The organism is Cupriavidus phytohabitans, assembly GCF_000426345.1.
In the GTDB taxonomy this organism is placed as follows: domain Bacteria; phylum Pseudomonadota; class Gammaproteobacteria; order Burkholderiales; family Burkholderiaceae; genus Cupriavidus.
Genome location: NZ_AUFE01000007.1, coordinates 77,720 through 103,702 on the forward strand (window position 1 = coordinate 77,720; position 25,983 = coordinate 103,702).

Annotated in this window: 22 protein-coding genes; 19 read left to right on the forward strand and 3 right to left on the reverse strand. The window is 66.6% G+C overall.

The features are described 5' to 3' along the window. Positions 1 to 73: 73 nt before the first annotated feature. From K309_RS0107500 to def, 3 genes are read left to right on the forward strand one after another with little or no spacing between them, the layout of a single operon-like run. Positions 74 to 1,444, forward strand: a complete 1,371-nt coding sequence (locus tag K309_RS0107500) for a cell division protein ZipA C-terminal FtsZ-binding domain-containing protein (RefSeq protein ID WP_029045844.1) — start codon at positions 74 to 76, stop codon at positions 1,442 to 1,444. Between the two features lie 12 nt (positions 1,445 to 1,456). Further along, positions 1,457 to 3,586 (forward strand): NAD-dependent DNA ligase LigA, encoded by a 2,130-nt coding sequence (gene ligA, locus K309_RS0107505; protein WP_035876990.1) that lies wholly within the window; start codon positions 1,457 to 1,459, stop codon positions 3,584 to 3,586. A 16-nt stretch (positions 3,587 to 3,602) separates the two neighbouring features. Continuing rightward, the gene (gene def / locus K309_RS0107510; protein WP_029045846.1) at positions 3,603 to 4,136 is read left to right on the forward strand and encodes a peptide deformylase; all 534 of its coding nucleotides are present in this window, start codon (positions 3,603 to 3,605) and stop codon (positions 4,134 to 4,136) included. A gap of 122 nt (positions 4,137 to 4,258) precedes the next feature. Here the strand turns inward: def and K309_RS0107515 are convergent, their stop codons facing one another. The 3 genes from K309_RS0107515 to map all read right to left on the reverse strand — a co-directional run bounded on the left by K309_RS0107515 (position 4,259) and on the right by map (position 9,368). Continuing rightward, on the reverse strand, positions 4,259 to 5,860 hold the full coding sequence (locus tag K309_RS0107515; RefSeq protein WP_029045847.1) for a pseudouridine synthase: 1,602 nt from the start codon (positions 5,858 to 5,860) through the stop codon (positions 4,259 to 4,261). A 21-nt stretch (positions 5,861 to 5,881) separates the two neighbouring features. Beyond that, positions 5,882 to 8,473, reverse strand: a complete 2,592-nt coding sequence (locus K309_RS0107520; RefSeq protein ID WP_029045848.1) for a [protein-PII] uridylyltransferase — start codon at positions 8,471 to 8,473, stop codon at positions 5,882 to 5,884. Positions 8,474 to 8,549: 76 nt separating this feature from the next. Continuing rightward, on the reverse strand, positions 8,550 to 9,368 hold the full coding sequence (map, locus tag K309_RS0107525) for a type I methionyl aminopeptidase (RefSeq protein WP_029045849.1): 819 nt from the start codon (positions 9,366 to 9,368) through the stop codon (positions 8,550 to 8,552). Between the two features lie 346 nt (positions 9,369 to 9,714). Here map and rpsB point away from each other — a divergent pair, with 346 nt between their 5' ends. The 16 genes from rpsB to K309_RS0107605 all read left to right on the forward strand — a co-directional run bounded on the left by rpsB (position 9,715) and on the right by K309_RS0107605 (position 25,982). Next, positions 9,715 to 10,458, forward strand: a complete 744-nt coding sequence (gene rpsB / locus K309_RS0107530; protein WP_029045850.1) for a 30S ribosomal protein S2 — start codon at positions 9,715 to 9,717, stop codon at positions 10,456 to 10,458. 286 nt (positions 10,459 to 10,744) lie between these two features. Then, a complete protein-coding gene (gene tsf, locus K309_RS0107535; RefSeq protein WP_029045851.1) occupies positions 10,745 to 11,623 on the forward strand; it encodes a translation elongation factor Ts in 879 nt (292 codons plus the stop codon). Between the two features lie 292 nt (positions 11,624 to 11,915). After that, positions 11,916 to 12,626 (forward strand): UMP kinase, encoded by a 711-nt coding sequence (pyrH, locus tag K309_RS0107540; RefSeq protein ID WP_029045852.1) that lies wholly within the window; start codon positions 11,916 to 11,918, stop codon positions 12,624 to 12,626. Between the two features lie 117 nt (positions 12,627 to 12,743). Then, on the forward strand, positions 12,744 to 13,304 hold the full coding sequence (frr, locus tag K309_RS0107545) for a ribosome recycling factor (RefSeq protein WP_029045853.1): 561 nt from the start codon (positions 12,744 to 12,746) through the stop codon (positions 13,302 to 13,304). A gap of 45 nt (positions 13,305 to 13,349) precedes the next feature. Continuing rightward, the gene (gene uppS / locus K309_RS0107550) at positions 13,350 to 14,120 is read left to right on the forward strand and encodes an undecaprenyl pyrophosphate synthase (RefSeq protein WP_029045854.1); all 771 of its coding nucleotides are present in this window, start codon (positions 13,350 to 13,352) and stop codon (positions 14,118 to 14,120) included. Positions 14,121 to 14,173: 53 nt separating this feature from the next. After that, the gene (locus K309_RS0107555; protein ID WP_029045855.1) at positions 14,174 to 14,995 is read left to right on the forward strand and encodes a phosphatidate cytidylyltransferase; all 822 of its coding nucleotides are present in this window, start codon (positions 14,174 to 14,176) and stop codon (positions 14,993 to 14,995) included. Positions 14,996 to 15,018: 23 nt separating this feature from the next. Beyond that, positions 15,019 to 16,200, forward strand: coding sequence for a 1-deoxy-D-xylulose-5-phosphate reductoisomerase (gene ispC, locus K309_RS0107560; protein ID WP_029045856.1), 1,182 nt, complete (start codon positions 15,019 to 15,021; stop codon positions 16,198 to 16,200). Between the two features lie 114 nt (positions 16,201 to 16,314). Further along, positions 16,315 to 17,718, forward strand: a complete 1,404-nt coding sequence (gene rseP, locus K309_RS0107565) for an RIP metalloprotease RseP (RefSeq protein ID WP_029045857.1) — start codon at positions 16,315 to 16,317, stop codon at positions 17,716 to 17,718. Between the two features lie 96 nt (positions 17,719 to 17,814). Next, complete coding sequence (bamA, locus tag K309_RS0107570; protein WP_232232328.1) at positions 17,815 to 20,148, forward strand: outer membrane protein assembly factor BamA; 2,334 nt, start codon at positions 17,815 to 17,817, stop codon at positions 20,146 to 20,148. Between the two features lie 22 nt (positions 20,149 to 20,170). Next, the gene (locus K309_RS0107575; protein ID WP_029045859.1) at positions 20,171 to 20,698 is read left to right on the forward strand and encodes an OmpH/Skp family outer membrane protein; all 528 of its coding nucleotides are present in this window, start codon (positions 20,171 to 20,173) and stop codon (positions 20,696 to 20,698) included. A gap of 55 nt (positions 20,699 to 20,753) precedes the next feature. Then, positions 20,754 to 21,845, forward strand: a complete 1,092-nt coding sequence (gene lpxD, locus K309_RS0107580) for a UDP-3-O-(3-hydroxymyristoyl)glucosamine N-acyltransferase (protein WP_029045860.1) — start codon at positions 20,754 to 20,756, stop codon at positions 21,843 to 21,845. A gap of 12 nt (positions 21,846 to 21,857) precedes the next feature. Continuing rightward, a complete protein-coding gene (gene fabZ, locus K309_RS0107585) occupies positions 21,858 to 22,307 on the forward strand; it encodes a 3-hydroxyacyl-ACP dehydratase FabZ (protein WP_010809590.1) in 450 nt (149 codons plus the stop codon). 100 nt (positions 22,308 to 22,407) lie between these two features. Then, positions 22,408 to 23,211, forward strand: a complete 804-nt coding sequence (gene lpxA, locus K309_RS0107590; protein WP_029045861.1) for an acyl-ACP--UDP-N-acetylglucosamine O-acyltransferase — start codon at positions 22,408 to 22,410, stop codon at positions 23,209 to 23,211. Between the two features lie 13 nt (positions 23,212 to 23,224). Further along, the gene (lpxB, locus tag K309_RS0107595; RefSeq protein ID WP_029045862.1) at positions 23,225 to 24,433 is read left to right on the forward strand and encodes a lipid-A-disaccharide synthase; all 1,209 of its coding nucleotides are present in this window, start codon (positions 23,225 to 23,227) and stop codon (positions 24,431 to 24,433) included. After that, positions 24,433 to 25,209 carry a ribonuclease HII gene (rnhB, locus tag K309_RS0107600; protein ID WP_029045863.1) on the forward strand — a complete coding sequence of 259 codons (777 nt, stop codon included), beginning with the start codon at positions 24,433 to 24,435 and terminating at the stop codon, positions 25,207 to 25,209. Before lpxB ends, rnhB begins: the two co-directional genes overlap by 1 nt. After that, entirely contained in the window at positions 25,206 to 25,982 is a 777-nt protein-coding gene (locus K309_RS0107605) for a TrmH family RNA methyltransferase (RefSeq protein WP_029045864.1), read from the forward strand. The genes rnhB and K309_RS0107605 overlap by 4 nt, the downstream gene beginning before the upstream one ends. The last annotated feature ends 1 nt before the right edge of the window (position 25,983 follow it).

Genomic DNA, 25,983 nt, shown 5'->3' on the forward strand with positions numbered 1-25,983 from the left:
GCACGTCCGCGAATGCTGCGCGCAACCGACACCACAGTGCTGTGACCAATATGGGCGCTTTGGAGATTGCAGCATGAAGCTGAACATGGACCTGCAGACCGCGCTGATCGTCGCGGGCTTGGTATTCCTGGTGCTGCTGTTTGGCTACAACCAGTGGCAGATCCGCAAGGCGCGCCGTCCCCGCGAGCTGAGTCCCGAGGACGACCTGCCGCCGATGCGCGAGCCGGTGGTCGGCCAGGCTACTTCGCCCGAAACCGCGGCGCGGCTGCACGAGGCCAGCCCGGAGTCGGTGCAGCGGCGCGAGCCGACGCTGGCGCCGGGCACGCCGGCGGCACCGTCGCAGCCCAACCACGTGGCCGCCGCTGCCGCGGCCGCAGCCAGTACCGCCGATGCCGACGAGGCCGTGGCGGAAGAAGTCGCGGCGGCTGCCGGCGTGGTGCAGGCCGCGCCCGGCGCCGAAGGCGATGAAGCCGACGAAGCCGAGGCTGTATCCGCCCCGGCGCCGACTCCCGTGCCGACCCCCGCGGCCGCCGCTGCGCCGGTGCCCGCTGCGGCGCCCGCGCCAGCACCGGTGCCCGCCCCGGTCGCCGCCGTTCCCGACGGCCAGCCCGCGCCGGCCGTGGTCGATCCGTTGATCGACTGCATCGTGCCGCTGCACCTGGAGCGCAAGGCTTCCGGTGACCGCATCCTGCCGCTGACCGGCAGGCTGCGCCGTGCCGGCACCAAGCAGGTCCACATCGAGGGTTTGCGCGCCGAAGCCAATGCGTGGGAGCCGGTCACCGCCGGCCACCAGTACGAAGACCTGCAGGTTGGCGTGCAGCTGGCCAACCGCGCCGGCCCGCTCAATGCGCTGGAGTTTTCCGAGTTCATCACGGCGGTGGAATCGCTGGCCGAGGCGCTCGACGCCTCAGCCGACCTGCCCGACATGAGCGAGACCGTGGCCAATGCGCGCGAGCTCGATGGCTTTGCCGCCGGCAGCGACGTGCAGCTGGGTGTCAACGTGATTTCCGACGGCGCGCCGTGGTCGGCCGCCTACGTGCAGAACGTGGCCACGCAGGACGGGCTGGTGCTGTCGCGCGACGGCACGCGCTTCATCCGCTACCAGGCCAATGCCGAAGGCGTGCAGCGCCCGCTGTTCACGTTGCAGTTCGGCGATACCAATTTCCTGCGCGACGACCTGACGGTCAAGTCCGGGCGCCAGATCACGCTGCTGCTCGACGTGCCGCTGGCGGACCAGGGCGCCAGGCCGTTCAAGACGGTGTGCGAGTATGGCAACACGCTGGCCCAGCGCATGGGCGCGCAGCTGGTCGACGACAACATGCGTCCGCTGACCGAGGCCTCGTTCATTGCCATCTTCAGCCAGCTGGAAACGCTGTACCAGAAGCTGGAAGCGCGCGGTATGCCGGCCGGCTCGCCGGTGGCTCTGCGCTTGTTCAGCGTCTAGCCGGAGCCTGCCATGACCGCAAAACCACGCGGCGCGCAGGCTGAAGCCTCCGCGCCCGCCGGCGGCTTGCCGCCCGAAGCCGCAGCCAGGCGCGTCGCCTGGCTGCACGATGAGCTTAACCGCCACAGCTACCAGTACTACGTGCTGGATGCGCCCACCATCCCTGATGCCGAGTACGACGCGCTGTTCAGCGAACTGATGGCGCTCGAGCTCGAGCATCCCGAGCTGCAGTCGCCGGATTCGCCCACGCAGCGCGTCGGCGGCGAGGCGCTGGCCGCCTTCGACACGGTGCGCCACCGCGTGCCGATGCTGTCGCTGAACAACGGCTTCGCCGACGACGACGTGCTCAACTTCGATCGCCGCTGCGCGCAGGGCCTGGGCCGCACCGCACCCGCGGCGGGCGAGGCCGACCTGTTCAGCGCGGCTGACGCGGTCGAGTATTCCTGCGAGCTGAAGTTCGACGGACTGGCCATGTCGCTGCGCTATGAAGACGGGCGGCTGGTGCAGGCCGCCACCCGCGGCGACGGCGAGACCGGCGAGGACGTGACCGTCAACGTGCGCACCATCAAGGCGATCCCCCTGAAGCTGCGCGGCCAGGCGCCCGCGGTGCTGGAAGTGCGCGGCGAAGTCTTCATGTATCGCCGCGACTTCGACAAGCTCAACGCACGCCAGGCGGAAGCCGGCGAAAAGACCTTCGTCAATCCGCGCAATGCCGCCGCCGGCAGCCTGCGCCAGCTCGATCCGCGCATCACGGCGAAGCGGCCGTTGTCGTTCTTTGCCTATGGCCTGGGCGAACTGCAGGGCGTGGATCGCCCGCCCACGCACAGCGCCATGCTCGACGGTTTCGATGCGCTGGGCCTGCCGGTGTGCAAGGAACGCGCCGTGGTCAAGGGTGCGCATGGATTGCTCGATTTCTACCGCGATATCGGCAAGCGCCGCGACGACCTGCCTTACGACATCGACGGCGTGGTCTACAAGGTCAATGCGCTGGCCGAGCAGGACCGGCTGGGTTTCGTCTCGCGCGCGCCGCGTTTTGCGCTGGCGCACAAGTTCCCGGCGCAGGAAATGACCACGATCGTCGAGGACATCGAGGTGCAGGTTGGCCGTACCGGCGCGATCACACCGGTGGCGCGGCTGCAGCCGGTGTTCGTTGGCGGCGTGACGGTGACCAATGCCACGCTGCATAACGAGGACGAAATCCGCCGCAAGGACGTCCATATCGGCGACACCGTGATCGTACGCCGCGCCGGCGACGTGATCCCGGAGGTGGTGGCGGTGGTGGCCGAGCGCCGGCCGGCGGATGCGCGCGCCTTCGTGATGCCGACGGCTTGCCCGGTGTGCGGTTCGCATATCGAGCGGCTGGAAGACGAGGCGATCGCGCGCTGCACCGGCGGCCTGATCTGCGCCGCGCAGCGCAAGCAGGCGCTGCTGCACTTTGCGCAGCGCCGTGCCATGGATATCGAAGGGCTGGGCGACAAGGTCGTCGAGCAACTGGTCGACCAGGGCATCGTGCGCACGCCGGCGGATCTGTACAAACTAGGTGTGGCCAAGCTGGCGGCGCTGGAGCGCATGGCCGACAAGTCGGCGAACAACCTCGTCGCGGCGATCGAAAAGTCGCGCGAGACGACCATGAACCGCTTTATCTTCGCGCTCGGCATCCGCCACGTGGGCGAGGCCACCGCCAAGGATCTCGCCAGGCATTTCGGCAAGCTCGACGGGCTGATGGCCGCCGACGAAGCCGCGCTGCTGGAGGTCAATGACGTCGGCCCGGTGGTGGCGCAGTCGATCGCGCACTTCTTTGGCGAACCGCATAACGTCGAGGTCATCGAACAGCTTCGCGCCGCAGGCGTACACTGGCCGGAGAGCGAACCAGCCGCCAGGGCGCCGGCGCCGCTGTCGGGCAAGACCTTCGTGCTGACCGGCACGCTGCCGACGATGTCGCGCGAGGACGCCAAGGAATTGCTTGAAGCCGCGGGCGCCAAGGTGGCGGGCTCGGTGTCGAAGAAGACCGACTACGTGGTGGCGGGGGCCGAAGCCGGCAGCAAGCTCGACAAGGCCGAGGCGCTGGGCGTGCCGGTGCTGGACGAAGCAGGCATGCTCGCGTTGCTGGCTGAAGCGGGCGCCGCGCCCGCGCAGGAATAAACCGGGGGAAACAGCCATGATCCGCGAGATTTTAAAGATGGGCGATCCGCGCCTGCTGCAGGTGGCGCGGAAGGTGGAGCGTTTCAATACGCCGGAACTGCGCACGCTGATCGAAGACATGTTCGACACCATGGATCACGCCAACGGTGCGGGGCTGGCCGCGCCGCAGATCGGCGTGGACCTGCAGGTGGTGATCTTCGGCTTCGACCGCAACCCGCGCTATCCGGATGCGCCGATGGTGCCCAAGACAGTGCTGGTGAACCCCGTGCTGGAGATGCTGTCGGACGAGCTGGAAGACGGCTGGGAAGGGTGCCTGTCGGTGCCGGGCCTGCGTGGGGTGGTGCCGCGGCATGTGCGGTTGAAGTACAGCGGCCATGACCTGATGGGCAACCGGCTCGAGCGGGTTGCAGAGGGCTTCCATGCGCGCGTGGTGCAGCATGAGTGCGACCACCTGCGGGGCATTCTTTATCCGATGCGGATCAAGGATTTTTCGAGGTTCGGGTTTACCGAGGTCCTGTTTCCGGATTTGCCGGCCAATGGCGATGATTGATCGCCTGCTGCTGGTTTGCTCCCCTCTCCCGCACGCGGGAGAGGGAGCAGGCAAGCGGTTGAAGAAGGGTTGCGGCAAGCTGCCAGGATCAAAAAAAGCGGCCATCCCGGCCGCTTTTTTCATCAGAACTTCTCAAACTGCCCCAGGAACCGCCATTTGCCCGGTGGCAGGTCGCCCAGCACCACGCGGCCCATGCGCACGCGCTTCAGGCCAACGACCTCCAGCCCGACCTGCTCGCACATCCGGCGGATCTGGCGCTTGCGGCCCTCGCGCAGCACGAAACGCAGTTGCTCTTCGTTCTGCCAGCTGACCTTGGCCGGTTTTAGCAGCACGCCATCCAGCGACAGGCCGTGGCGCAGCAGTTCGAGCTGGTCGGCGGGGAACACCTCGCTGATATTGCGCTCGACCGCGCCTTGCGGGCCATGCCAGACCACCCGCACCAGGTATTCCTTCTCCACGTTCGAATCCTCGCCGATCAGCGCGCGCGCGACGCGGCCATCCTGCGTCAGCACCAGCAGGCCGGTGGAGTCGATATCGAGGCGGCCGGCGGGCGCCAGGCTCTTGCGTTGCCACGGCGCGAAGCGCTTGCGCGAGGGGTCGCCTTCCCACTGGTTCTCGGCGGTGAACAGCACCGCGGCCGGCTCGTAGCCGTCTTCGGCCTGGCCGGAGACGTATCCCACCGGCTTGTGCAGCAGCACGGTGACGCGCTCGCCCTGTTCGGAGCGCGCTTCCTGCAGGATCTCGATCTCGGCATCCGGGCGGATGCGGCTGCCCAGTTCGGTCACCGGCTTGCCGTCGACCAGCACCCAGCCGCGCGGAATCCATTCGTCGGCTTCGCGGCGCGAGCACAGGCCGAGTTCGGACATGCGCTTGGACAGGCGCACCAGGCCGTCGTCATGGGTAGCCTCGGGCGCGGCATCGTCGCGCGCGGGCTGCTGCGGGCGCGGGGACGGTGCCTGCGGCCGGGATGTGCCGGCGGTGCGGATGCGGTCGGCGGCGTCGCTGAAGCGGCGCGCCGGCGCCGAGCCCTCGCGGCGGCGTTCGCCGGTGGGGGCAGGGCGACGGGGACGGCTTTCGTCGTCGCCGTAACGCCGCGGACGGTTGTCGTCGTCGCCAAAGCCCCGCGGCGGACGCGATTCGCCTTCGAAGCGGCGCGGGCGCGCTTCGCCGCGATCGTCGCCATAGCGGCGGGGGCGGTTGTCGTCATCGCCAAAGCGCCGTGGGGGCCGCGATTCATTGCCTTCGAAGCGGCGCGGGCGCGCTTCGCCACGATCGTCGCCATGGCGGCGGGGGCGGTTGTCGTCATCGCCAAAGCGCCGTGGGGGCCGCGATTCATTGCCTTCGAAGCGGCGCGGACGTGCTTCGCCGCGATCGTCGCCATAGCGGCGCGGACGGCTTTCGTCGTCACCAAAGCGCCGCGGCGCACGCGCTTCGCCCTCGGGGCGTCGTGGCCGTGCCTGGCGCTCGCCGTCAGCGGGGCGCGGCGGACGCGGCTTGCGCACCTCGCCGCCGGCTTGCGCTTCGCCTGGCGCGCGGCGGCCGGCACCCTTGCCACCGTCACTCTGCTGCGCGCGCTTGATGCCTTCGGTCACGGCCCGCACGCGGTTACGGTTCAGGTCCGAAACCCGCACCGGGCGGTTGCCGGTCTTGCGCGCGGCCGTGCCGGTATCGCTTGCGGCCTTGATGCCTAGCGTCTTGCGCTTCGGCGAATTGCTGTCGGTCATATCGTTGATGCTGTCCGCCCCTCAGATCGCGAGGGCGGCGAGCAAGTCCTGTTCAAGCTGAATCTGCAATCGGTTGTCGGCGGCCAGGCGGCTGCCGTCTACCAGGAACACGTCTTCGACGCGTTCGCCCAGGGTGTTGATGCGTGCCGAATGCACGGACACGCGATGCCGTGCCAGTACGCGGGCGATGGCGTACAGCAGGCCGGTGCGGTCGTTGGCGGACAGCGACAGCAGGTAATACTGGCCGCGCTCGTCCGCGCGCAGGTCCACGCGCGGCTTGATCGGGAAGCTGCGCGACTGGCGCGACAGGCGTCCCTGCGTGGGCTCGGCCAGCGCGCCCTGCTGGCGCAGCTTCTCGCAAAGCTCGTGTTCCACCAGCGCGATGATGTCGCGGTAGTTGCCGCGGTAGTTGCCGTTGCCTGCCATGCCGGGGTCGGTGACCTGGAACGTGTCAAGCGCATAGCCGTGCCGGGTGGTGTGGATCTTGGCGTCCTGGATCGAGAACGCCTTGCGCTCGAAATAGCCGCAGATGCGCGCGAACAGGTCGGGCTGGTCCTGCACATAGACCGCCACCTGCAGGCCTTCGCCCGCAGGCGAGATGCGCGCCTTCACCACCGGCGCGGGGCTGTCGACCTTGTCGTACAGATGCCGCGTGAGCCAGGCGATATCGCGCGCATCGTGGCGCAGGAAGAAGGCCACGTCGAGCTGCGCCCATAGCGGCTTGCCCAGCTCCGGGTCGAACGCCTTGAGCCGCAGCGTCGAAATGGTTTCTTCCTTGCGCTGCGACCATAGCGAGTGAGAATCGACCCTGGCGCCGCCGAGCACGCGCAGCGTGATCCGGTACAGGTCTTCCAGCAGCTTGCCCTTCCACGCATTCCAGACCTTGGGGCTGGTGCCGCGGATATCGGCCACCGTCAGCAGGTACAGCGCGGTCAGGTAGCGTTCGCTGCCGACCACGCGCGCGAAGGCATGCACCACTTCCGGATCGGTCAGGTCCTGCTTCTGCGCCACATGGCTCATGGTCAGGTGGTGCTCGACCAGCCAGCTGATCAGGTCGGCATCTTCGCGCGCGATGCCATGCTGCTTGCAGAAGCGGCGCGCGTCGTGCGTGCCGAGCTTGGAATGGTCGCCGCCGCGGCCCTTGGCGATGTCATGGAACAGCGCCGCCACCCACAGTACCCACGGCTTGTCGAAGCTCGCCATCAGCTGGCTGCAGAACGGGAACTCGTGGGTGTGCTCGACGATGGCGAAGCGGCGCATGTTGCGCACCACCATCAGGATGTGCTGGTCCACGGTGTACACGTGGAACAGGTCGTGCTGCATCTGCCCGACGATGCGGCGGAAGTTGATCAGGTAGCGGCCCAGCACGCTGGTCTGGTTCATCAGCCGCAGCGCGTGGGTGATGCCCTGCGGTTCCTGCATGATGGCGAGGAACAGGCGGCGGTTTTCCGGGTCGTTGCGCCAGCCCGCGTTCATCACGGTGCGCGCGTTGTACAGCCCGCGCAGCGTGCGTGGCGACAGGCCCTTCACGCCGGGCGTGCGCTGGTAGAGCAGGAAGGTTTCCAGGATCGCGTGCGGGTCGCGCTCGTAGACGTCGTCGCTGGTGATTTCCAGCATGCCCTGGCGCTCAACAAAGCGTTCGTTGAGCACCCGCGTGACCTGCGACTCGCTCGGGAACAGCATTGCCTCGATGTTCAGCAGCAGTACGCTGTTGAGCTGCGTGACCGCCTTTGCCGCCCAGTAATAGCGCCGCATCAGCTGCTCGCTGGCGCGCTTGTTGTTGGTCTGGCGGTAGCCGAAGGATTCCGCCAGCGCGGTCTGCAGGTCGAATACCAGCACGTCCTGGCGCCGGCCCGCCACCAGGTGCAGGCGCGCGCGGATGGTCTTGAGCAGGCGCTCGTTGCGCGCCAGCTCCTGTGCTTCGCGCTGCGTCAGCAGGCCGCGCTCGAACAGTTCTTTCCAGCTGTCGCCCAGGCCCGCGGCCTTGGTCATCCACAGGATCACCTGCAGGTCGCGCAGGCCGCCCGGGCTTTCCTTGCAGTTGGGCTCGAGCGCGTAGGGCGTGTCCTGGTACTTGGCGTGGCGCTGGCGCATTTCCAGGAGCTTGGCCTGGAAGAACGCGGCCGGGTCCAGGTCGGCGAGGTAGCGCGTGCGCATCGACTCGAACAGCTTGCGGCTGCCGGTCACCAGCCGCGCCTCGAGCAGCGAGGTCTGGATGGTGACGTCCTGGCGCGACTCGCGGATGCAATCGTCCACGGTGCGTACCGACGAGCCGATTTCCAGTCCCAGGTCCCAGCACAGGCCGATAAAGCGCTCCAGCCGCCCAGTGGTGTCCTGGTCGGGCTCGGCGGGCAGCAGCAGCAGCACGTCGACATCCGAATAGGGCAGCAGCTCGCCACGGCCGTAGCCGCCCACCGCCACCAGCGCCGCACCCGCGGGCATCCCCAGGCCGCGCCAGGCCTCCACCAGCGCGGCGTCGACGGCGCGGCGCAGCCGCGTGATCAGCGTGCCGACGTTGGTGCTGGTGTTGAAGTCGGCAAACAGCACTTGCTTGTCGACTTTGAGCTGGTCGCGCACGCGCGTGGCCAGCAGCAGTTCCGGCGTGGTGTCCATGGGGAGGGCGGGATGGTTCGTGGGCACGGCTGGAAAAATAAGGGCGCCGGTCAGGCGCCCTGGCTGGTGTGCGACCTCATGCCGCGACGGATTCCGTAATGAAGGCCGGCGGCGCCGGGGTGCCGGCGGATACCGTCAGCACCTCATATCCGGTTTCGGTGACCAGCACGGTGTGCTCCCACTGCGCCGACAGGCTGCGGTCGCGGGTCTTGACCGTCCACTGGTCGGGCATGGTGCGGATATCGCGCTTGCCGGCGTTGATCATCGGTTCCACGGTGAAGATCATGCCGGCCTTGATCTCGGCCCCGGTGCCGGCGCGGCCGTAGTGCAGGATCTGCGGGTCTTCGTGGAAGTTCTTGCCGATGCCGTGGCCGCAGTATTCGCGCACCACGCTGTAGCCAGCGGCTTCGGCGTGCATCTGGATGGCATGGCCGATATCGCCCAGGCGCGCGCCGTGGCGCACCTGCGCGATGCCCTTCCACATGCATTCGTACGTCACCTGCGCCAGGCGCTTGGCCAGGATCGAGCCCTCGCCGGCGATGAACATGCGGCTGGTGTCGCCGTAATAGCCTTCCTTGGTGATGACGGTGATGTCCAGGTTGACCGCGTCGCCGCTCTTAAGCACGCGGTCGCCGGGGATGCCGTGGCAGATCACGTCGTTGACCGAGGTGCAGATCGCGCCGGGGAAGGGCGGGTAGCCGGGGGGCGCGTAGTTCAGCGGCGCCGGCACGGTGCCCTGCACGTCACGCATATAGGTGTGGCACAGGCGGTCCAGTTCGCCCGTGGTGACGCCCGGCTGGACGAAGGGCGTGATGTAGTCGAGGACTTCGGAGGCAAGGCGGCAAGCCACGCGCATCTGGGCGATGTCTTCGGCGGTATTCAGGTAAATGCTCATGCTGCGTCGCCAAAAGTGAGGGCGGGGCCACTGGCCGCGCCGAATTCGAAAGGTCAATGTGGGATTATCGCACCTTCGGAGCCTGATCGCAGCCTGTGCCCGGGCGCTTTCGGACGGCGCTCCTCCAATGCCTGCAGTGTTTCCGGATCTGGGTCGCTTGAGCGCTCGGTGCTTTTCTTGCTAGAATAGCGGGCTGACTTGGTTGCGGCGCAATATTGCACCCGCCAGGCCGGTATTTTGCAGCATCTGCTGCGATGTTTTTTGGAAATCGCTGGCCCGCCTATCCGGGGTGTTCCTTTTCAGGAATGTCGGGGCGGGCTTCAGACCTAACCCTTTGGAGAAACACATGTCCGTTACCATGCGCGAAATGCTGGAAGCCGGTTGCCACTTCGGCCACCAGACCCGCTTCTGGAACCCGAAGATGGCCCCCTTCATCTTCGGCCATCGCAACAAGATCCACATCATCAACCTCGAAAAGACGTTGCCGATGTTCCAGGACGCCATGAAGTACGTGCGTCAGCTGGCAGCAAATCGCGGCACCATCCTTTTCGTGGGCACCAAGCGCCAGTCGCGCGAAATCCTGGCTGAAGAAGCAGGCCGCGCCGGCATGCCTTACGTCGATGCCCGCTGGCTCGGCGGCATGCTGACCAACTTCAAGACGGTCAAGACCTCGATCAAGCGCCTGAAGGACATGGAGGCCGCCAAGGAAGCCGGCGCGCTGGAAACCATGAGCAAGAAGGAAGCGCTGATGTTCGAGCGCGAGATGATCAAGCTGGAAAAGTCGATCGGCGGCATCAAGGACATGGGCGGCGTGCCTGACGCCATCTTCGTGGTTGACGTCGGCTACCACAAGATTGCCGTGACCGAAGCCAACAAGCTGGGCATCCCCGTGATCGGCGTGGTCGATACCAACCACTCGCCGGACGGCATCGACTACGTGATCCCGGGCAACGACGACTCGAGCAAGGCCGTGGCCCTGTACGTGCGCGGCGTGGCTGACGCGATCCTGGAAGGCCGTGCCAACGCGGTGCAGGAAGTCGTTGAAGCCGCCCGCGGCGACGACGAATTCGTCGAAGTGCAGGAAGGCTGATAGTCTCCGGCCCGCTGCCTGAAAGGAACCCGATAGCGCGCACGTCAACACACGACAGGCAGGCATCGCCTGCCGCCCGGCACGCCGGGCAGCGCGCAGGGCGCAAGCCGGGGTACGTCGGCAGCAGGGCAAAGAAAGGGGGCACATCTGGCGCCCCCTTTTTTCGAATTTGAATTGTTGTCATCCGCCGCAGGCAATATCTGCCGCGGGTGCGCTGTAGACCCACCGACCGGGTGCCGCGGGCAAGACTGCCGGGGCCCGGCGCGAACCATTCAAGGAGTGACAAATGGCGGCAATTACCGCAAGCATGGTTGCAGAACTGCGCGCGAAGACCGACGCGCCGATGATGGAGTGCAAGAAGGCCCTGACCGAGGCCGACGGCGACCTGAACAAGGCCGAAGAGCTGCTGCGCGTCAAGCTGGGCAACAAGGCCAGCAAGGCCGCATCGCGCGTGACTGCCGAAGGCGTGGTCGCTTCGTTTATCGACGGCACCACCGGCGTGCTGGTCGAACTGAACTGCGAGACCGATTTCGTCTCCAAGAACGATGACTTCCTGGCTTTCTCGGCCAAGGTCGCTGAACTGATCGCCAAGCAGAACCCGGCCGACGTGGCTGCCCTGTCGGCGCTGGACCTCGACGGCGCGAGCGTTGAAGCCACCCGCACGGCCCTGATCGGCAAGATCGGCGAAAACCTGACGATCCGCCGCTTTGTCCGCTACGCCAATGGCGGCAAGCTGGTTTCGTACCTGCACGGCACCCGTATCGGCGTGATGGTCGAGTTTGACGGCGAAGAAGCCGCCGCCAAGGACGTCGCCATGCACGTGGCCGCCATGAAGCCGGTGTCGCTGTCGGCCGAGCAGGTCCCCGCCGACCTGATCGCCAAGGAGCGCAGCATCGCCGAGCAGAAGGCTGCCGAGTCGGGCAAGCCGGCCGAGATCGCGGCCAAGATGGTCGAAGGCTCGGTGCAGAAGTACCTGAAGGAAGTGTCGCTGTTCAACCAGCCGTTCGTGAAGAACGACAAGCAGACTGTCGAGCAGATGCTCAAGGCTGCCAACACGACCGTGAAGGGCTTCACCCTGTATGTCGTGGGCGAAGGCATCGAGAAGAAGCAGGACGACTTCGCCGCTGAAGTGGCCGCCCAGGTGGCCGCTGCCCAGAAGGCCTGATGTCAGGGCGCGCCGGCCGGCCCTTGCGGGCGGGGCCGGGCGCATATAATGCCGCAGGGGCGCCGCAAGGTGCCCCTCTGCATAAGTAGTGCAGTGATGTATATTGCACGTTGCACTGCAGCAGTCAGTTTTCGCGGTCGTCTTCCCGTTGCCTGCCGGCAAGGTGGGGCGACCCCGAAAACCGGCTTTCTTCCGCTGGCGGCGCGCCGATCCGCGCCGCCGGTGTCAAAAATCAATCGTCTCATTTGTGTTGAGTCCCAAACGAGCGACTTGCTCCTGCCCGAGGGTAAACATGCCAGCCTACAAGCGCGTCCTTCTGAAACTGTCCGGTGAAGCCCTGATGGGCGACGATGCCTTTGGCATCAACCGCTCCACCATCGAGGCGATGGTGAACGACATTGCCGAGATCGTGAGGCTCGGCGTCCAGGTCGCGGTGGTCATCGGCGGCGGCAATATCTTCCGCGGCGTCGCGGGCGGCGCGGCCGGCATGGATCGCGCCACGGCTGACTACATGGGCATGCTGGCCACCATGATGAACGCGCTGGCCCTGCAGGATGCGATGCGCCACGCCAATATCGAAGGCCGCGTGCAGTCCGCGCTGCGCATGGACCAGGTGGTCGAACCGTACATCCGCCCGCGCGCCATTCGCCAGCTGGAGGAGGGCAAGGTGGTGATTTTCGCCGCCGGCACCGGCAACCCGTTCTTCACCACGGATACCGCCGCCGCGCTGCGCGGCGCGGAAATCGGGGCCGAGGTCGTGCTCAAGGCGACCAAGGTGGACGGTGTCTACACCGCCGACCCCAAGAAGGATCCCAGCGCCACGCGCTACAGCACCATCACCTTCGACGAGGCCATCTCGCGCAACCTGCAGGTGATGGATGCCACCGCCTTCGCGCTGTGCCGCGACCAGAAGCTGCCGATCCGGGTGTTCTCTATTACCAAGCCGGGCGCGCTCAAGCGCGTGATCCTGGGCGAAGACGAGGGTACCCTGGTCCACGTCTGAGTCCGGCGCCCCACGACGCCGCGCCACGGCGCTGGTGTCTGGCCGGGCAAAGGGTAGAATGATTCATTTTCCGATCCCGGTCACGGGATCATGGTTGGCTGATTTCCGGAGGTAAACATGAGCGTCGCCGACACAAAGAAGAGCGCCGAGCAGAAAATGCAGAAGTCGATCGAAGCCTTCAAGGCCGATCTGGCGAAGATCCGCACTGGCCGTGCCCACACCGGCCTGCTCGACCACGTTCAGGTGGATTACTACGGTTCGATGGTGCCGATCAGCCAGGTCGCCAGCGTCGGTCTGGCCGATGCGCGCACCATCACGGTGCAGCCGTGGGAGAAGAAGATGGTGGGCGCGGTCGAGAAGGCCATCCGCGACTGCGACCTGGGCCTGAACCCGGCCACCATGGGCGACGTGATCCGCGTGCCGATGCCCGCGCTGACCGAAGAGCGCCGCAAGGAGCTGACCAAGGTCGTCAAGGGCGAGGCTGAGGGTGCCAAGATCGCGGTGCGCAACCTGCGCCGCGATGCCAATGAGCAATTCAAGAAGCTGGTCAAGGACAAGGCCATTTCCGAGGACGACGAGCGCCGCGGCCAGGACGAGGTGCAGAAGCTGACCGACAAGTACGTCGCCGAAATCGACAAGATGGTCGCCGAAAAAGAGAAGGAGATCATGACGGTCTGACGCCGTCCCGGCACCTGCCGGGGCTGCCCGCGACCGTCTGCCATCATGCAGCACATCAGTTCAACGCTCGCCGTACCCGATACCTCTTACGTGCCCCGCCACGTTGCCATCATCATGGACGGCAACGGCCGCTGGGCGACCCAGCGGCACCTGCCGCGTGTTGCCGGGCACTCCCGGGGTCTGGACGCTGTGCGTGCGGTCGTGGAAGCCAGCGCCGCGCGGGGCGTGCAGTACCTGACACTGTTCGCGTTCAGTTCCGAGAACTGGCGCCGGCCCGCAGACGAGGTATCGTTCCTGATGCGGCTGTTCATGATGTCGCTGCGGCGCGAAGTGGTGAAGATGCACGCCAACAACATCCGCCTGCGGGTGGTTGGCGACCTGGGCCGCTTCAGCCCGCGCATCCAGCAACTGATCAAGGATGCCGAGGCGCGCACCGCCGGCAACACCGGCCTGACCGTGACCATCGCCGCCAACTACGGCGGCCGCTGGGACCTGCTGCAGGCCATGCGCAAGATGCTGGAGCGCTCGCCGATGCTCGATCCGGAGTCGATCGACGAATCCATGCTCGCGCCGCACCTGGCCATGGCCTACGCGCCGGAGCCCGATCTGTTCATCCGCACCGGTGGCGAACAGCGCATCAGCAATTTCCTGTTGTGGCAGCTCGCGTATTCGGAGCTGTATTTCACCGACGTGTACTGGCCGGATTTCGACGCCGCCGAGCTGGACAAGGCCTTTGCCTCGTACCGCCAGCGCGAACGCCGTTTTGGCCGCACGAGCGCGCAACTGGTTGCGCCGGGACTATCGGGCACGGCCTGACACCCTGGCCGATCCAGGCTACTCCAACAACAACTCCCACGGGACCGCAGCGCATGCTCCTAACCCGCGTCATCACCGCCCTGTGCCTGTTGCTGCTGATCCTCCCGATCCTGTTCCTGGCGCCGCCGGCCGGCCTGGCGGGTCTGCTCGGGGTGATCGTGCTGCTGGCGGGCTGGGAATTCGGACGCCTGATCGGGCTGCGCGGGCCCTGGCCTTATGTCTATGCGCTGGCCTGCCTGATCGCCACCATTACCTGGCATGACATGCCGCTGCGGCACGCCACCACCTGGCTGCTGGAAGCGGCGGTGGTGTGCTGGGGCGTGGCGCTGGTGCTGCTGGCGCGCGGCGTGCGCACCGCGACGCCGGGCTTCGCCGTGCTGGGGGCCATACTCGGCCTGGTTATCCTGCCTGCGTTTGCTCATGCCACGATGATCCTGCGCGGCGCCGGCATCGGCGTGCTGCTGACCGCGGCCGTGCTGGTGTGGGCGGCCGACATCGGCGCCTATTTCACCGGCAAGGCCATCGGGCGGCGCAAGCTGGCACCGTCCATCAGCCCGGGCAAGTCCTGGGAGGGCGCCATCGGCGGCTGGCTGCTGGCGCTCGTCATCGGCCTGGTGCTGGCCGCCACTCATGCCTTCGCGCCCACGTGGTTCTCCGTGCTCGGGGACCGCGGCGGCCTGGGCTACGTGGCCGGGCTGACCACGCTGCTGGTGGCGGCGAGTGTGATCGGCGACCTGTTCGAGTCGCTGCTCAAGCGCCAGGTCGGCATGAAGGACAGCAGCCGGCTGCTGCCGGGCCATGGCGGCGTGCTGGACCGGATCGATGCCTTGCTGCCGGTGTTCCCGCTGGCGGCACTGATGCTGATTTTTTTCTGAAGCCTTCTCTGAAGCGGTCTGATATGCAGCGCATTACTATCCTGGGGGCCACCGGCTCGATCGGCGAAAGCACGCTCGATGTCGTCCGCCGCCATCCCGACCGCTATACCGTGCACGCGCTGACGGCGCATCGGCAAGTGCGCAAGCTGGCCGAGCAATGCATTGCGTTCCGCCCGGCCCGCGCCGTGGTGGGTAGCGCCGAGGCGGCCGGGGAACTGCAGGCGCTGTTGCGCGATGCCGGTGTAGATACCGAAGTCAGCCATGGCGAGGCCGAGCTGGAATCGGTCGCAGCCGATGCGCAGACCGACGCCGTCATGGCCGCGATCGTCGGCGCTGCCGGTCTGCGCCCGACGCTGGCGGCTGCCCGTGCCGGCAAGCGCGTGCTGCTCGCCAACAAGGAAGCGCTGGTAATGTCCGGCCGCATCTTCATGGACGCGGTGCGCGAGCATGGCGCCACGCTGCTGCCGATCGACAGCGAGCACAACGCCATCTTCCAGTGCCTGCCGGCAGACGATCCGCGCTACGGCCGCGGCGTGGCCAGGGTGCTGCTGACCGCGTCGGGCGGGCCGTTCCGCACGCGCGATCCCGACACCCTCCACGACATTTCTCCCGACGAGGCCTGCGCTCACCCGAACTGGGTCATGGGGCGCAAGATCTCGGTCGACTCGGCCACCATGATGAACAAGGGCCTCGAGGTGATCGAGGCGCACTGGTTGTTCGGCGCGCCGGCCGAGCGCATCGAGGTGCTGATCCACCCGCAGAGCATCGTGCATTCGATGGTGGCCTACCACGACGGCTCGGTGCTGGCGCAGTTGGGCAACCCGGACATGCGCACGCCGATTGCCTACGGCCTGGCCTATCCCGAGCGCATCGATGCCGGCGTGACGCCGCTCGACCTGACGCTGGCAGGCGGGTTGCATTTCGAGAAGCCTGACTTGCAGCGCTTCCCGTGCCTGGGGCTGGCCTTCGACGCCCTGCGCGCCGGTGGCGTGGCGCCGACCGTGCTCAATGCGGCCAACGAGGTAGCGGTCGAGGCATTCCTGGGCGGAAAAGTGCGCTTTACTGACATCGCGCGGTTGGTGGCTCAGGTGCTCCAGGCAGCACCGGCCGGCGCAGCGGACACGCTTGACGCCATCCTTGACGCGGACCGCATGGCGCGCGAGGCAGCGCGCGCGGCCGTCGCCGGACTGGCGCTCCGCCACTGATCCGACGGGCCAGCCTGCCGCATCTGCGACAATAGCGGATGCGGCGGCCCCGGACATGCCGGAACCCCGGATCCGGCGCGCCAGTCCAGCCACTGTTACTGACGTCCCGACGCCATGCAAACCGTACTCGCTTTCATTGTTGCCCTGTGCGTACTCATCTACGTGCACGAGATGGGGCATTACCTCGCCGCGCGCGCCTGCGGCGTGAAGGTGTTGCGCTTTTCGATCGGTTTCGGGCGGCCATTGCTGCGCTGGACCTCGAAGAGCCGCGACCGCACCGAATGGACGGTGGCGGCCATCCCGCTGGGTGGCTACGTCAAGATGCTCGACGAGCGCGAGTTTGATCCCGAACGCGACGCCCGGATCGATCCGGCTGACCTGCCGCGCGCGTTCAACCGCCAGCCGGTCGGCAAGCGCTTCATCATTGTCGCGGCCGGGCCGTTGGCCAATTTCCTGCTGGCGATCGTGCTCTACTTTGTGCTGTTCGCCGGCGGCATGCGCGAACCCGCGCCGATCGTCGCCGCACCGGCGGCCGGCACCATGGCGCAGCAGGCCGGCGTGCGCGAAGGCGACCGGGTGCTGTCGCTGACCGCCAACGGCCATACCGAAGCGGTGCGTTCCTGGAATGACCTGCGCATGGCGGTCTTCGCCGAGGGCTTCGGCGATGCGCGCGCCGTGCTGCGCGTGCGCGCCGCCGACGGCGCCGAGCGGGACGTCACGCTGGCGCGCCTGCCTAATACAGGGGGCAACCCGGAGCAGGACCCGCTCAGCACGCTTGGCCTGCATCTGAAGGGCGGGCCGGTCACGATCACCGAGGTATTGGCGGATTCGGCCGCCGAGCGCGCGGGGCTGAAGAAGGGCGACCGCGTCGTCGCCTGGCAGGGTACCCCGCTGACCCAGGCCAGCGCACTGATCAAGGCGGTACGCAGCCAGCCCGGGCAGACCGTGACGCTCGGCATCGAGCGCGACGGCAAGCGCCTGGACGTGCCGGTGACGCTGGACGCCACGGCCCCGCGAGACGGCGAAAAGGATGCCAGCGGCGCGCCCGCGCCGCCGGCGGGCAAGCTGGGCGCGGCGCTCAGCCAGGCGGTGGAGATGGAGATGGTGCGCTACCGTCCGGACGAAGCGCTGGCGCGCGCGTTCGGCCAGGTGTGGGACACCAGCGCGCTGTCGCTGAAGCTGCTCGGCAAGATGCTGGTGGGGCAGGCGTCGCTGCAGAACCTGAGCGGTCCGCTGACCGTGGCCGACTACGCCGGGCGTGCCGCAAACCTCGGCGTACAGGCCTTTGTCAGCTTCCTGGCGCTGGTCAGCGTTAGCCTCGGTGTACTGAATTTGTTACCTATTCCGGTTCTGGATGGGGGGCATTTGCTGTATTATTGCGTGGAATTTTTGACTGGCCGGCCCGTCCCAGACCACTGGCAGGCAATGCTGCAGAAGGTTGGCATCGCCTGTATCTTGCTCCTGACCTCGCTCGCTTTGTTCAATGACGTCAGCCGAATGTTTCTGGCGAACGGCTAGAAACGCATGTCGGCAAGGGGGCGGTCGTGTCGTCGGACACCGTCGCCAGGGGGCGCCATTGCCATGCGCAGTCCCACGAGGCATGGAAAATCCTGGATGGAATCAAAGAGGGGATCAACATTGATCAGACATAAGCGCATTTCGCTAGGCTTGCTGGCGAGTGCCGTTATTGCAGCCTGGAGCCCGACGGGCTGGGCTGCCGATCCGTTCGTCGTCAGGGACATCCGCGTTGAGGGCCTGCAGCGCGTCGAACCGGGTACGGTGTTTGGCTATCTCCCCGTGCGTGTCGGCGAAACCTTCACCGACGACAAGGGCGCCGATGCGATCCGTGCCCTCTACAATACCGGCTTCTTCAAGGACGTGCAGATCCGCGCCGAAGACGGCGTGCTGGTCGTGCAGGTGGAAGAACGCCCGGCGATCTCGCAGCTGGAATTTGTCGGCATCAAGGAATTCGACAAGGACACGCTGCGCCGTTCGCTGCGCGCGGTCGGCGTCGCCGAAGCGCGTTACTACGACAAGGCGCTGATCGACAAGGCGGAGCAGGAACTCAAGCGCCAGTACGTCGCCCGTGGCTACTATGCCGCCGACGTGCAGACCACGGTCACGCCGGTGGACCGCAACCGCGTTTCGGTCGTGTTCAACGTCGAGGAAGGCCCGGTCGCCAAGATCCGCCAGATCAATATCGTCGGCAACAAGGCGTTCAAGGAAAGCACGCTGCGCGACGAAATGCAGCTGTCCACGCCGAACTGGCTGTCGTGGTACACCAAGAATGACCTGTACTCGAAGCAGAAGCTGACGGCTGACCTGGAGGCGCTGCGTTCCTACTACCTGAACCGCGGCTACCTCGAGTTCGCGATCGAATCGACCCAGGTATCGATCACGCCGGACAAGAAGGACATCTACCTGACCTTGAACATCAAGGAAGGCGAGCAGTACAAGGTGTCCGACATCCGCCTGGCCGGCGAACTGCTGGGCAAGCAGGAGGAAATGGAAAAGCTGCTGCAGCTGAAGAAGGGAGATATTTTCTCGTCCGAAAAGCTGACCGCCAGCACCAAGGCCATTACCGACCTGCTGGGCACCTACGGCTACGCCTTCACCACGATCAACCCGCAGCCGAACATCGACCAGGAAAAGCGCGAGGTCGCGCTGACGCTGATGGTCGACCCGGGGCGGCGCGTCTACGTGCGCCGCGTCAACGTGGTGGGCAACAGCAAGACCCGCGACGAAGTGGTGCGCCGCGAAATGCGCCAGATGGAAAGCTCGTGGTTCGACAGCGAGAAGCTGCAGCAGTCGCAGGCGCGTATCAACCGGACCGGCTACTTCACCGACACCAACATCACCACCGAGGACGTCGCCGGCGCGCCCGACCAGGTCGATGTGAACGTCAACGTGACCGAAAAGCCGACCGGCCAGATCAGCCTGGGCGTGGGCTTCTCGTCCACCGACAAGCTGGTGCTGCAGGCCGGCCTGCGCCAGGACAACGTGTTCGGTTCCGGTACCAGCCTGGGCCTGGACGTGAACACCGCCAAGTCGTTCCGTACCATTGCGCTGACGCAGTACGATCCATACTTCACGGTGGACGGCATCAGCCGCTCGACCGATATCTACTACCGTACCTCGCGTCCGCTGTACTACACCGGCGACCAGGACTACAAGATCGTCTCCGCAGGCGGCGGCTTCAAGTTCGGCGTGCCGTTCTCGGAAGTCGACACCGTCTTCTTCGGTATCGGTTATGAGCGGACCCAGGTCTATACCTCGGTCAACACGCCGAGCCAGTACACGGCGTGGCTGAACGCGATCGGCAAGAACAGCGGCGACGGCATCAACAACTTCCCGTTCACGATCGGCTGGGCACGCGACCGCCGCGACAGCGCGCTGGTCCCGACCAAGGGCCCATACACGCAGGCCAACCTGGAAGTGGGCCTGCCGGGCGGCGATACGCAGTACTACCGCGCGAGCGTGCAGCAGCAGTACTTCTATCCGATCTCGAAGTCGTTCACGCTGGCGCTGAACGGTGAAGTCGCCTACGGCCACGGCTATGGCAACACGCCGTTCCCGGTGTTCAAGTACTTCTACGCCGGTGGTATCGGCTCGGTGCGCGGCTACCAGACCAGCACGCTGGGCCCGAAGGACCAGAACGGCAACCCGGTGGGTGGTGCGTCCAAGATGATCGGTAACGTGGAATTCATCTTCCCGCTGCCGGGCTCGGGCGTCGACCGCACGCTGCGCCTGTTCACGTTCTTCGACTTCGGTAACGTCTACCAGGAAGGCGCGCCGATTTCGTTCAGTGATCTCAAATACTCGACCGGCTTCGGCATGTCGTGGCTGTCGCCGATCGGCCCGCTGAAGATCAGCATGGGCTTCCCGCTCAACCGGGAAGAGACCGACAAGGTCCAGCGCTTCCAGTTCCAGATCGGGACGGCATTCTGATTCTGTAAAAGGATCTGTTTTCATGATGACAACATCCAAACTGGTCAAATCCCTGGGCGCCGCCGCATTCGCCACCGCCGCGCTCTGCGCCGCGATGCCGGCCATGGCCCAGGAGGCGCGCATTGCCGCCGTCAATTCCGAGCGCATCCTGCGCGATTCGCAGCCGGCCAAGCAGGCCCAGGTGAAGCTGGAGCAGGAATTCTCCAAGCGCGACCGCGAGCTGCAGGACATGGCCCAGAAGATCAAGGGCATGGCCGACAAGCTCGACAAGGACACGGCCGTGCTGGCCGATTCCGACCGCCAGCGCCGCCAGCGCGAGGTGGCCGACCTCGATCGCGAATTCCAGCGCAAGCAGCGCGAATTCCGCGAGGACCTGAACCAGCGCCGCAATGAAGAGCTGGCGCAGGTGCTGGAGCGCGCCAACCGCGTGATCCGCCAACTGGCCGAGCAGCGCAAGTACGACCTGATCGTCCAGGAAGCGGTCTACGTGAACCCGCGCATCGACATCACCGACGACGTGATGAAGGCGCTGAACGCCGGCGCCCGCTAAGCCGCGGCTGTTCGCGGCTGTTCGATTCGTAGCTTTATTTTCAGGAAGTACCGCCATGCAGACACCCACACTGGGTCAGCTCGCCACCGAGAACGGCGCGCAGGTTGTGGGTGATCCCGACCTGGCGATCATTGGCCTGGCTCCCCTCGACCAGGCCTCGGCGGGCGAACTCTCGTTCCTGTCCAATCCGCTCTACCTGCAGCAGGCGCTGGATTCGCAAGCCGGCGCCGTGATCGTGTCGCAGGCCGACCTCGAGCGCATCCGCGCCGGGGGACGTGCCGACGGCCGCAACTGGCTGGTGGCGCGCAATCCCTACGTCTGCTTTGCCCGCGTGGCGCAGCGCTTCGACCGCGAAGCCAATGCGGACCCGCGCGTCGGCATCGATCCGCGCGCGAGCGTTTCGCCCGATGCGGTGGTGCCCGCGTCGTGCTACATCGGTCCGAACGTGGTCATCGAGCGCGGCGCCCGGCTGGGCGAGCGCGTCCGCATCCTGGCCAACGGCTACGTCGGTGCGGAGGCGGAGATCGGCGACGATTCGCTGCTGTACGCGAACGTTTCGGTCTACCATCACTGCGTGATCGGCGCGCGCGCCATCCTGCACAGCGGCGTGGTGATCGGCGCCGATGGCTTCGGTTTCGCGCCCGATATCAGCGCCACCGGCGTTGAATACGTGAAGATCCCGCAAACGGGGCGTGCAGTGCTGGGCCATGACGTGGAGGTCGGCGCCAATACGGCGATCGACCGCGGCGCCATGGCCGACACCGTGGTCGAGGACGGTTGCAAGATCGACAACCAGGTCCAGATCGCGCACAACGTGCGAGTCGGGGCCCATACGGTGATCGCCGGCTGCGCCGCGGTATCGGGCAGCACGCGCATTGGCCGCTTCTGCGTGATCGGGGGCGCGGCCAACTTTGCCGGCCACCTGACCATTGCCGACCGGACCACAGTGTCCGGCGGTACCTCGATCACCAAATCCATTACCAAGCCCGGGGGCCATTTCACCAGCGTCTTCCCGTTCCTGCCGCACGGCGAGTGGGAACGCAACGCAGCCATCGTGCGCGGCCTGAGCAAGCTGCGCGAACGCGTGGTGGCGCTGGAACGTCGCCTGCGCGGCCAGTCCGCCGGGTCCCAAACCTCACAAGACTAAAGAGAAATCATCATGAGCGCGGCCGAAATCGATATCCGCAAGATCCTCAAGCTGCTGCCGCACCGGTACCCGTTCCTGCTGGTCGACCGCGTGCTGGAGTTCGAGGCGCAGAAGCGGATCAAGACCCTGAAGAACGTCACCATCAACGAGCCGTACTTCCAGGGCCATTTCCCGGAGCAGCCGGTGATGCCGGGCGTGATGATCCTGGAGGCGCTGGCTCAGTCGGCCGGCCTGCTGACCTTCGGCGCCGACATGGAGCGCAAGGAAGGCGCGTTGTACTACTTCGTCGGCATCGACGGCGCCCGCTTCAAGCAGGTGGTGTACCCGGGCGACCAGTTGCACATGAACGTGACGGTCGAACGCTATATCCGCGGCATCTGGAAGTTCAAGGCGTTCGCTACGGTGGACGACAAGGTCGCCTGCGAGGCGGAACTGATGTGCACCGTGAAGCAGGCCGAGTAAGGCCGGCTGCCGCGCTCCCGCACGGGTGCGCGGCGCGGACGGGAACCTTTGCCGCGCGCATGGGCCCACTCTTCACCAGACACACCACAGGACAGGACGTATGACGCAAATCCACCCCACCGCCCTGGTTGACCCGAAGGCAGAACTGGCATCCGACGTGACCGTCGGTCCGTTCTCCATCGTCGGCCCCAACGTGCGCGTCGGCAGCGGCACCCGGATCGGCTCGCATACGACGGTCGAGGGCCATACCACGATCGGCGAGGGCAACAACATCGGCCCCTATGCCTCGGTCGGCGGCGTGCCGCAGGACATGAAGTACCGCAACGAGCCGACCCGGCTCGAGATCGGCGACCGCAACACCATCCGCGAATTCACCACGATCCACACCGGCACGGTGCAGGACCGCGGCCTGACCAGCATCGGCAGCGACAACTGGATCATGGCCTACGTGCATATCGCGCATGACTGCTCGGTCGGCAACCACACCGTGTTTTCCAGCAACGCGCAGATCGCCGGCCACGTCGACGTGGGCGACTGGGCCATCCTGGGCGGCATGAGCGGCGTGCACCAGTTCGTGCGCATCGGCGCCCACGCGATGCTGGGCGGTGCCTCGGCGCTGGTGCAGGACGTGCCGCCATTCGTGATCGCCGCCAGCGACAAGGGCGGCAACAAGGCGACGCCGCACGGCGTCAACGTCGAGGGACTGCGCCGCCGCGGATTCGACGCGGGGCAGATCGCCGCGCTGCGCCAGGCCTACAAGCTGCTCTACAAGTCCGACCTCAGCTTTGACGAGGCCCGCAACGAGATCTCCGCCTTGCTGGCCCAGTCAGATGCCGGCACCGCGCCGCCGCTGCAGGCATTTGTCGACTTCCTTGCCGCCACCCAGCGCGGCATCGTGCGCTGAGCCCGGGCCGCACATGGTCGACGCCGCGATTCGGGGTGGCTTGCCCACGGGCAACGGTTCTGCCGCCGCCAGGCGCGGCACCATCGCCATGGTGGCCGGGGAGGCCTCCGGCGACCTGCTGGCATCGCTGATGATGGGCGGGCTCAAGGCCCGCCTGGGCGATACCATGGCGTACGCCGGCATCGGCGGCAAGCGCATGATGGCGCAGGGCTTCGTCTCGCGCTGGCCGATGGAAACGCTGTCGGTCAACGGCTATGTCGAGGTGCTGGGTTCGCTGCGCGAGATCCTGCGCACCCGGCGCGCGGTGCGCGACTGGCTGCTGGCCGAGCCGCCGCAGTGCTTTATCGGGGTCGATGCCCCGGATTTCAATTTCGGCCTGGAAGTGCCGCTGCGCCGCGCCGGCATCCCGGTGGTGCATTTCGTCAGCCCGTCGATCTGGGCCTGGCGGGGCGGGCGCATCCGCACCATCGCGCGCGCGGTGGACCACATCCTGTGCCTGTTCCCGTTCGAGCCCGAGATCTACGCCAAGGCCGGCATTGCCGCCACCTACGTGGGTCACCCGCTCGCCGACGTGATCCCGATGGTGCCTGACGTCGCCGGCGCGCGCGCCGAGCTGGGGCTGCCTGCCGGCCACCGCGTGGTCGCGGTGCTGCCCGGCAGCCGGCAGTCCGAAGTGCGCAACCTTGGCGCCACCTTCTTTGCCGCGATGGCGCAGATGCAGCGCATGGACCCGAACCTGGCGTTCGTGCTGCCGGCGGCAAGCGCGCCGCTGCGCGCCATCGTCGAAGACCTGCACCAGCAGTATCCGGAACTGCGCCTGACCATTGTCGACGGCAAGTCGCACCAGGCCATGGAAGCCGCTGACGTGGTGCTGCTGGCCAGCGGTACCGCGACGCTGGAGGCGGCGCTGTACAAGAAGCCGATGGTGATCTCGTACAAGGTGCCCTGGCTGACCGCGCAGATCATGAAGCGGCAGGGTTACCTGCCGTACGTGGGATTGCCTAATATCCTTTCAGGGCGCTTTGTCGTGCCCGAGCTGCTGCAGGACGACGCCACGCCCGAGGCGCTGGCCCGCGAAACGTTGCTGCAGCTCAACGACGAGGGCAATATTGCCTTCCTGTACGAGCATTTCACCCGCATGCACGAGACCCTCAAGTGCAACACCGCGCAACTGGCCGCCGATGTGGTGGTGGACCTGATGCGCAGCCGGGGGACCGTCTGATGGCGCGTCGCAATGCCCAGGCTGCGCAGGCCTCGCCGCAGATGGGCCTGGACCTGGCGCCGGCCGCCGCTGCGATCCAGCGGCTATGCGGCGTCGATGAGGCGGGCCGGGGCCCGCTGGCGGGGCCGGTGTATGCCGCCGCGGTGGTGCTGGATCCGAAACGCCCGATCCGCGGCCTGGCCGACTCCAAGATCCTGACCGCCGCCAGGCGCGAGGCGCTGTACGAGAAGATCTGCGAACGTGCGCTGGGCTGGCATATCGCCTTCGCCACGGTCGAGGAAATCGATACGATCAACATCCTGCACGCCAGCATGCTGGCGATGCAGCGCGCGGTGCAGGGGCTGGCCGCCAGCGGCGTGGTGCCGGACCTAGTGCAGGTCGATGGCAACCGCTGCCCGCAGGTGCCGTTCCCGGTGGAAGCCATCGTCAAGGGGGACGCGCTGGTCAGGGCGATCTCGGCCGCGTCGATCCTGGCCAAGGTGGCGCGCGACCGCGAGCTGATGGCCCTGCACGAACGCTATCCGCAATACGGCTTCGATTCGCATGTCGGCTATGGCACGCCGCAGCATCTGGCCGCACTGGCCGAATTCGGTGCCACGCAGCATCACCGCCGCTCGTTCGCGCCGGTGCGCGAGGCGCTGGCGCAGCGTCCGATGTTTGCCGCGGTGACGCCAGTTGCCGAGGTCATCGAAGGCATCGAAAGTACCGAAGCCAGCGAACTCACCACCCCGATCCAGGCCGCGCCGTCAGGCACCCTGCAAACCGACGCACCGTGAAGCACGTCACCTCGCGCGACAACGCGCTGTTCAAGCACCTGAAGGCGCTGGCCACCTCCACCCACCAGCGCCGCAAGGCCGGGCAGTCGCTGCTCGACGGCGTGCATCTGGCCGAGGCTTACGTGGACGCGCTGGGCCAGCCAGTCACCTGCGTGGTGTCCGAGCGTCACTACGACCATGCCGAGGTTGCGCCTTTGCTGGCGCGCATCGACGCGGATCGGCTGGTAGTGCTGGCCGATACGCTGTTCACCCAGATTTCCGGCGTGGTCAACGGCATCGACCTGATGCTGGTGATCGAGACGCCTGCCGGCCACCTGCCCGCGCGCATCGAAGAGGACTGCATCATCCTCGACGGCGTGCAGGATGCCGGCAATGTCGGCTCGATCCTGCGCAGCGCTGCCGCGGCGGGCATCCGCCATGCATTCCTGGCGACGGGATGCGCGTTCGCCTGGTCGGTGAAGACGCTGCGCGCCAGCATGGGCGCCAATTTTCACCTGAACATCGTTGAGCACTGCACCGTCGAGTCGCTGGCGCCGCGGCTGGCGCTGCCATTGCTGGCGACGTCCTCCCATGCCGACGCCGCGGTGTTCGATACCGACCTGCGCGCGCCGGTGGCCTGGGTGGTCGGCAATGAAGGCGCCGGCGTCAGCGACGCGTGGATGCAGCACGTCAAGCGCAAGGTGGGCATTCCCCAACCGGGCGGCCTGGAATCGCTGAACGTGGCGGCTGCCACCGCGATCTGCCTGTTCGAGGCGGTGCGGCAGCGGCGATAAA

Coding starts and splice junctions, on each gene's coding strand:
- K309_RS0107500 (WP_029045844.1), top strand. CDS start 74: ATGAAGCTGAACATGGACCTGCAGACCGCGCTGATCGTCGCGGGCTTG.
- ligA (WP_035876990.1), top strand. CDS start 1,457: ATGACCGCAAAACCACGCGGCGCGCAGGCTGAAGCCTCCGCGCCCGCC.
- def (WP_029045846.1), top strand. CDS start 3,603: ATGATCCGCGAGATTTTAAAGATGGGCGATCCGCGCCTGCTGCAGGTG.
- K309_RS0107515 (WP_029045847.1), bottom strand. CDS start 5,860: ATGACCGACAGCAATTCGCCGAAGCGCAAGACGCTAGGCATCAAGGCC.
- K309_RS0107520 (WP_029045848.1), bottom strand. CDS start 8,473: ATGGACACCACGCCGGAACTGCTGCTGGCCACGCGCGTGCGCGACCAG.
- map (WP_029045849.1), bottom strand. CDS start 9,368: ATGAGCATTTACCTGAATACCGCCGAAGACATCGCCCAGATGCGCGTG.
- rpsB (WP_029045850.1), top strand. CDS start 9,715: ATGTCCGTTACCATGCGCGAAATGCTGGAAGCCGGTTGCCACTTCGGC.
- tsf (WP_029045851.1), top strand. CDS start 10,745: ATGGCGGCAATTACCGCAAGCATGGTTGCAGAACTGCGCGCGAAGACC.
- pyrH (WP_029045852.1), top strand. CDS start 11,916: ATGCCAGCCTACAAGCGCGTCCTTCTGAAACTGTCCGGTGAAGCCCTG.
- frr (WP_029045853.1), top strand. CDS start 12,744: ATGAGCGTCGCCGACACAAAGAAGAGCGCCGAGCAGAAAATGCAGAAG.
- uppS (WP_029045854.1), top strand. CDS start 13,350: ATGCAGCACATCAGTTCAACGCTCGCCGTACCCGATACCTCTTACGTG.
- K309_RS0107555 (WP_029045855.1), top strand. CDS start 14,174: ATGCTCCTAACCCGCGTCATCACCGCCCTGTGCCTGTTGCTGCTGATC.
- ispC (WP_029045856.1), top strand. CDS start 15,019: ATGCAGCGCATTACTATCCTGGGGGCCACCGGCTCGATCGGCGAAAGC.
- rseP (WP_029045857.1), top strand. CDS start 16,315: ATGCAAACCGTACTCGCTTTCATTGTTGCCCTGTGCGTACTCATCTAC.
- bamA (WP_232232328.1), top strand. CDS start 17,815: ATGGAATCAAAGAGGGGATCAACATTGATCAGACATAAGCGCATTTCG.
- K309_RS0107575 (WP_029045859.1), top strand. CDS start 20,171: ATGATGACAACATCCAAACTGGTCAAATCCCTGGGCGCCGCCGCATTC.
- lpxD (WP_029045860.1), top strand. CDS start 20,754: ATGCAGACACCCACACTGGGTCAGCTCGCCACCGAGAACGGCGCGCAG.
- fabZ (WP_010809590.1), top strand. CDS start 21,858: ATGAGCGCGGCCGAAATCGATATCCGCAAGATCCTCAAGCTGCTGCCG.
- lpxA (WP_029045861.1), top strand. CDS start 22,408: ATGACGCAAATCCACCCCACCGCCCTGGTTGACCCGAAGGCAGAACTG.
- lpxB (WP_029045862.1), top strand. CDS start 23,225: ATGGTCGACGCCGCGATTCGGGGTGGCTTGCCCACGGGCAACGGTTCT.
- rnhB (WP_029045863.1), top strand. CDS start 24,433: ATGGCGCGTCGCAATGCCCAGGCTGCGCAGGCCTCGCCGCAGATGGGC.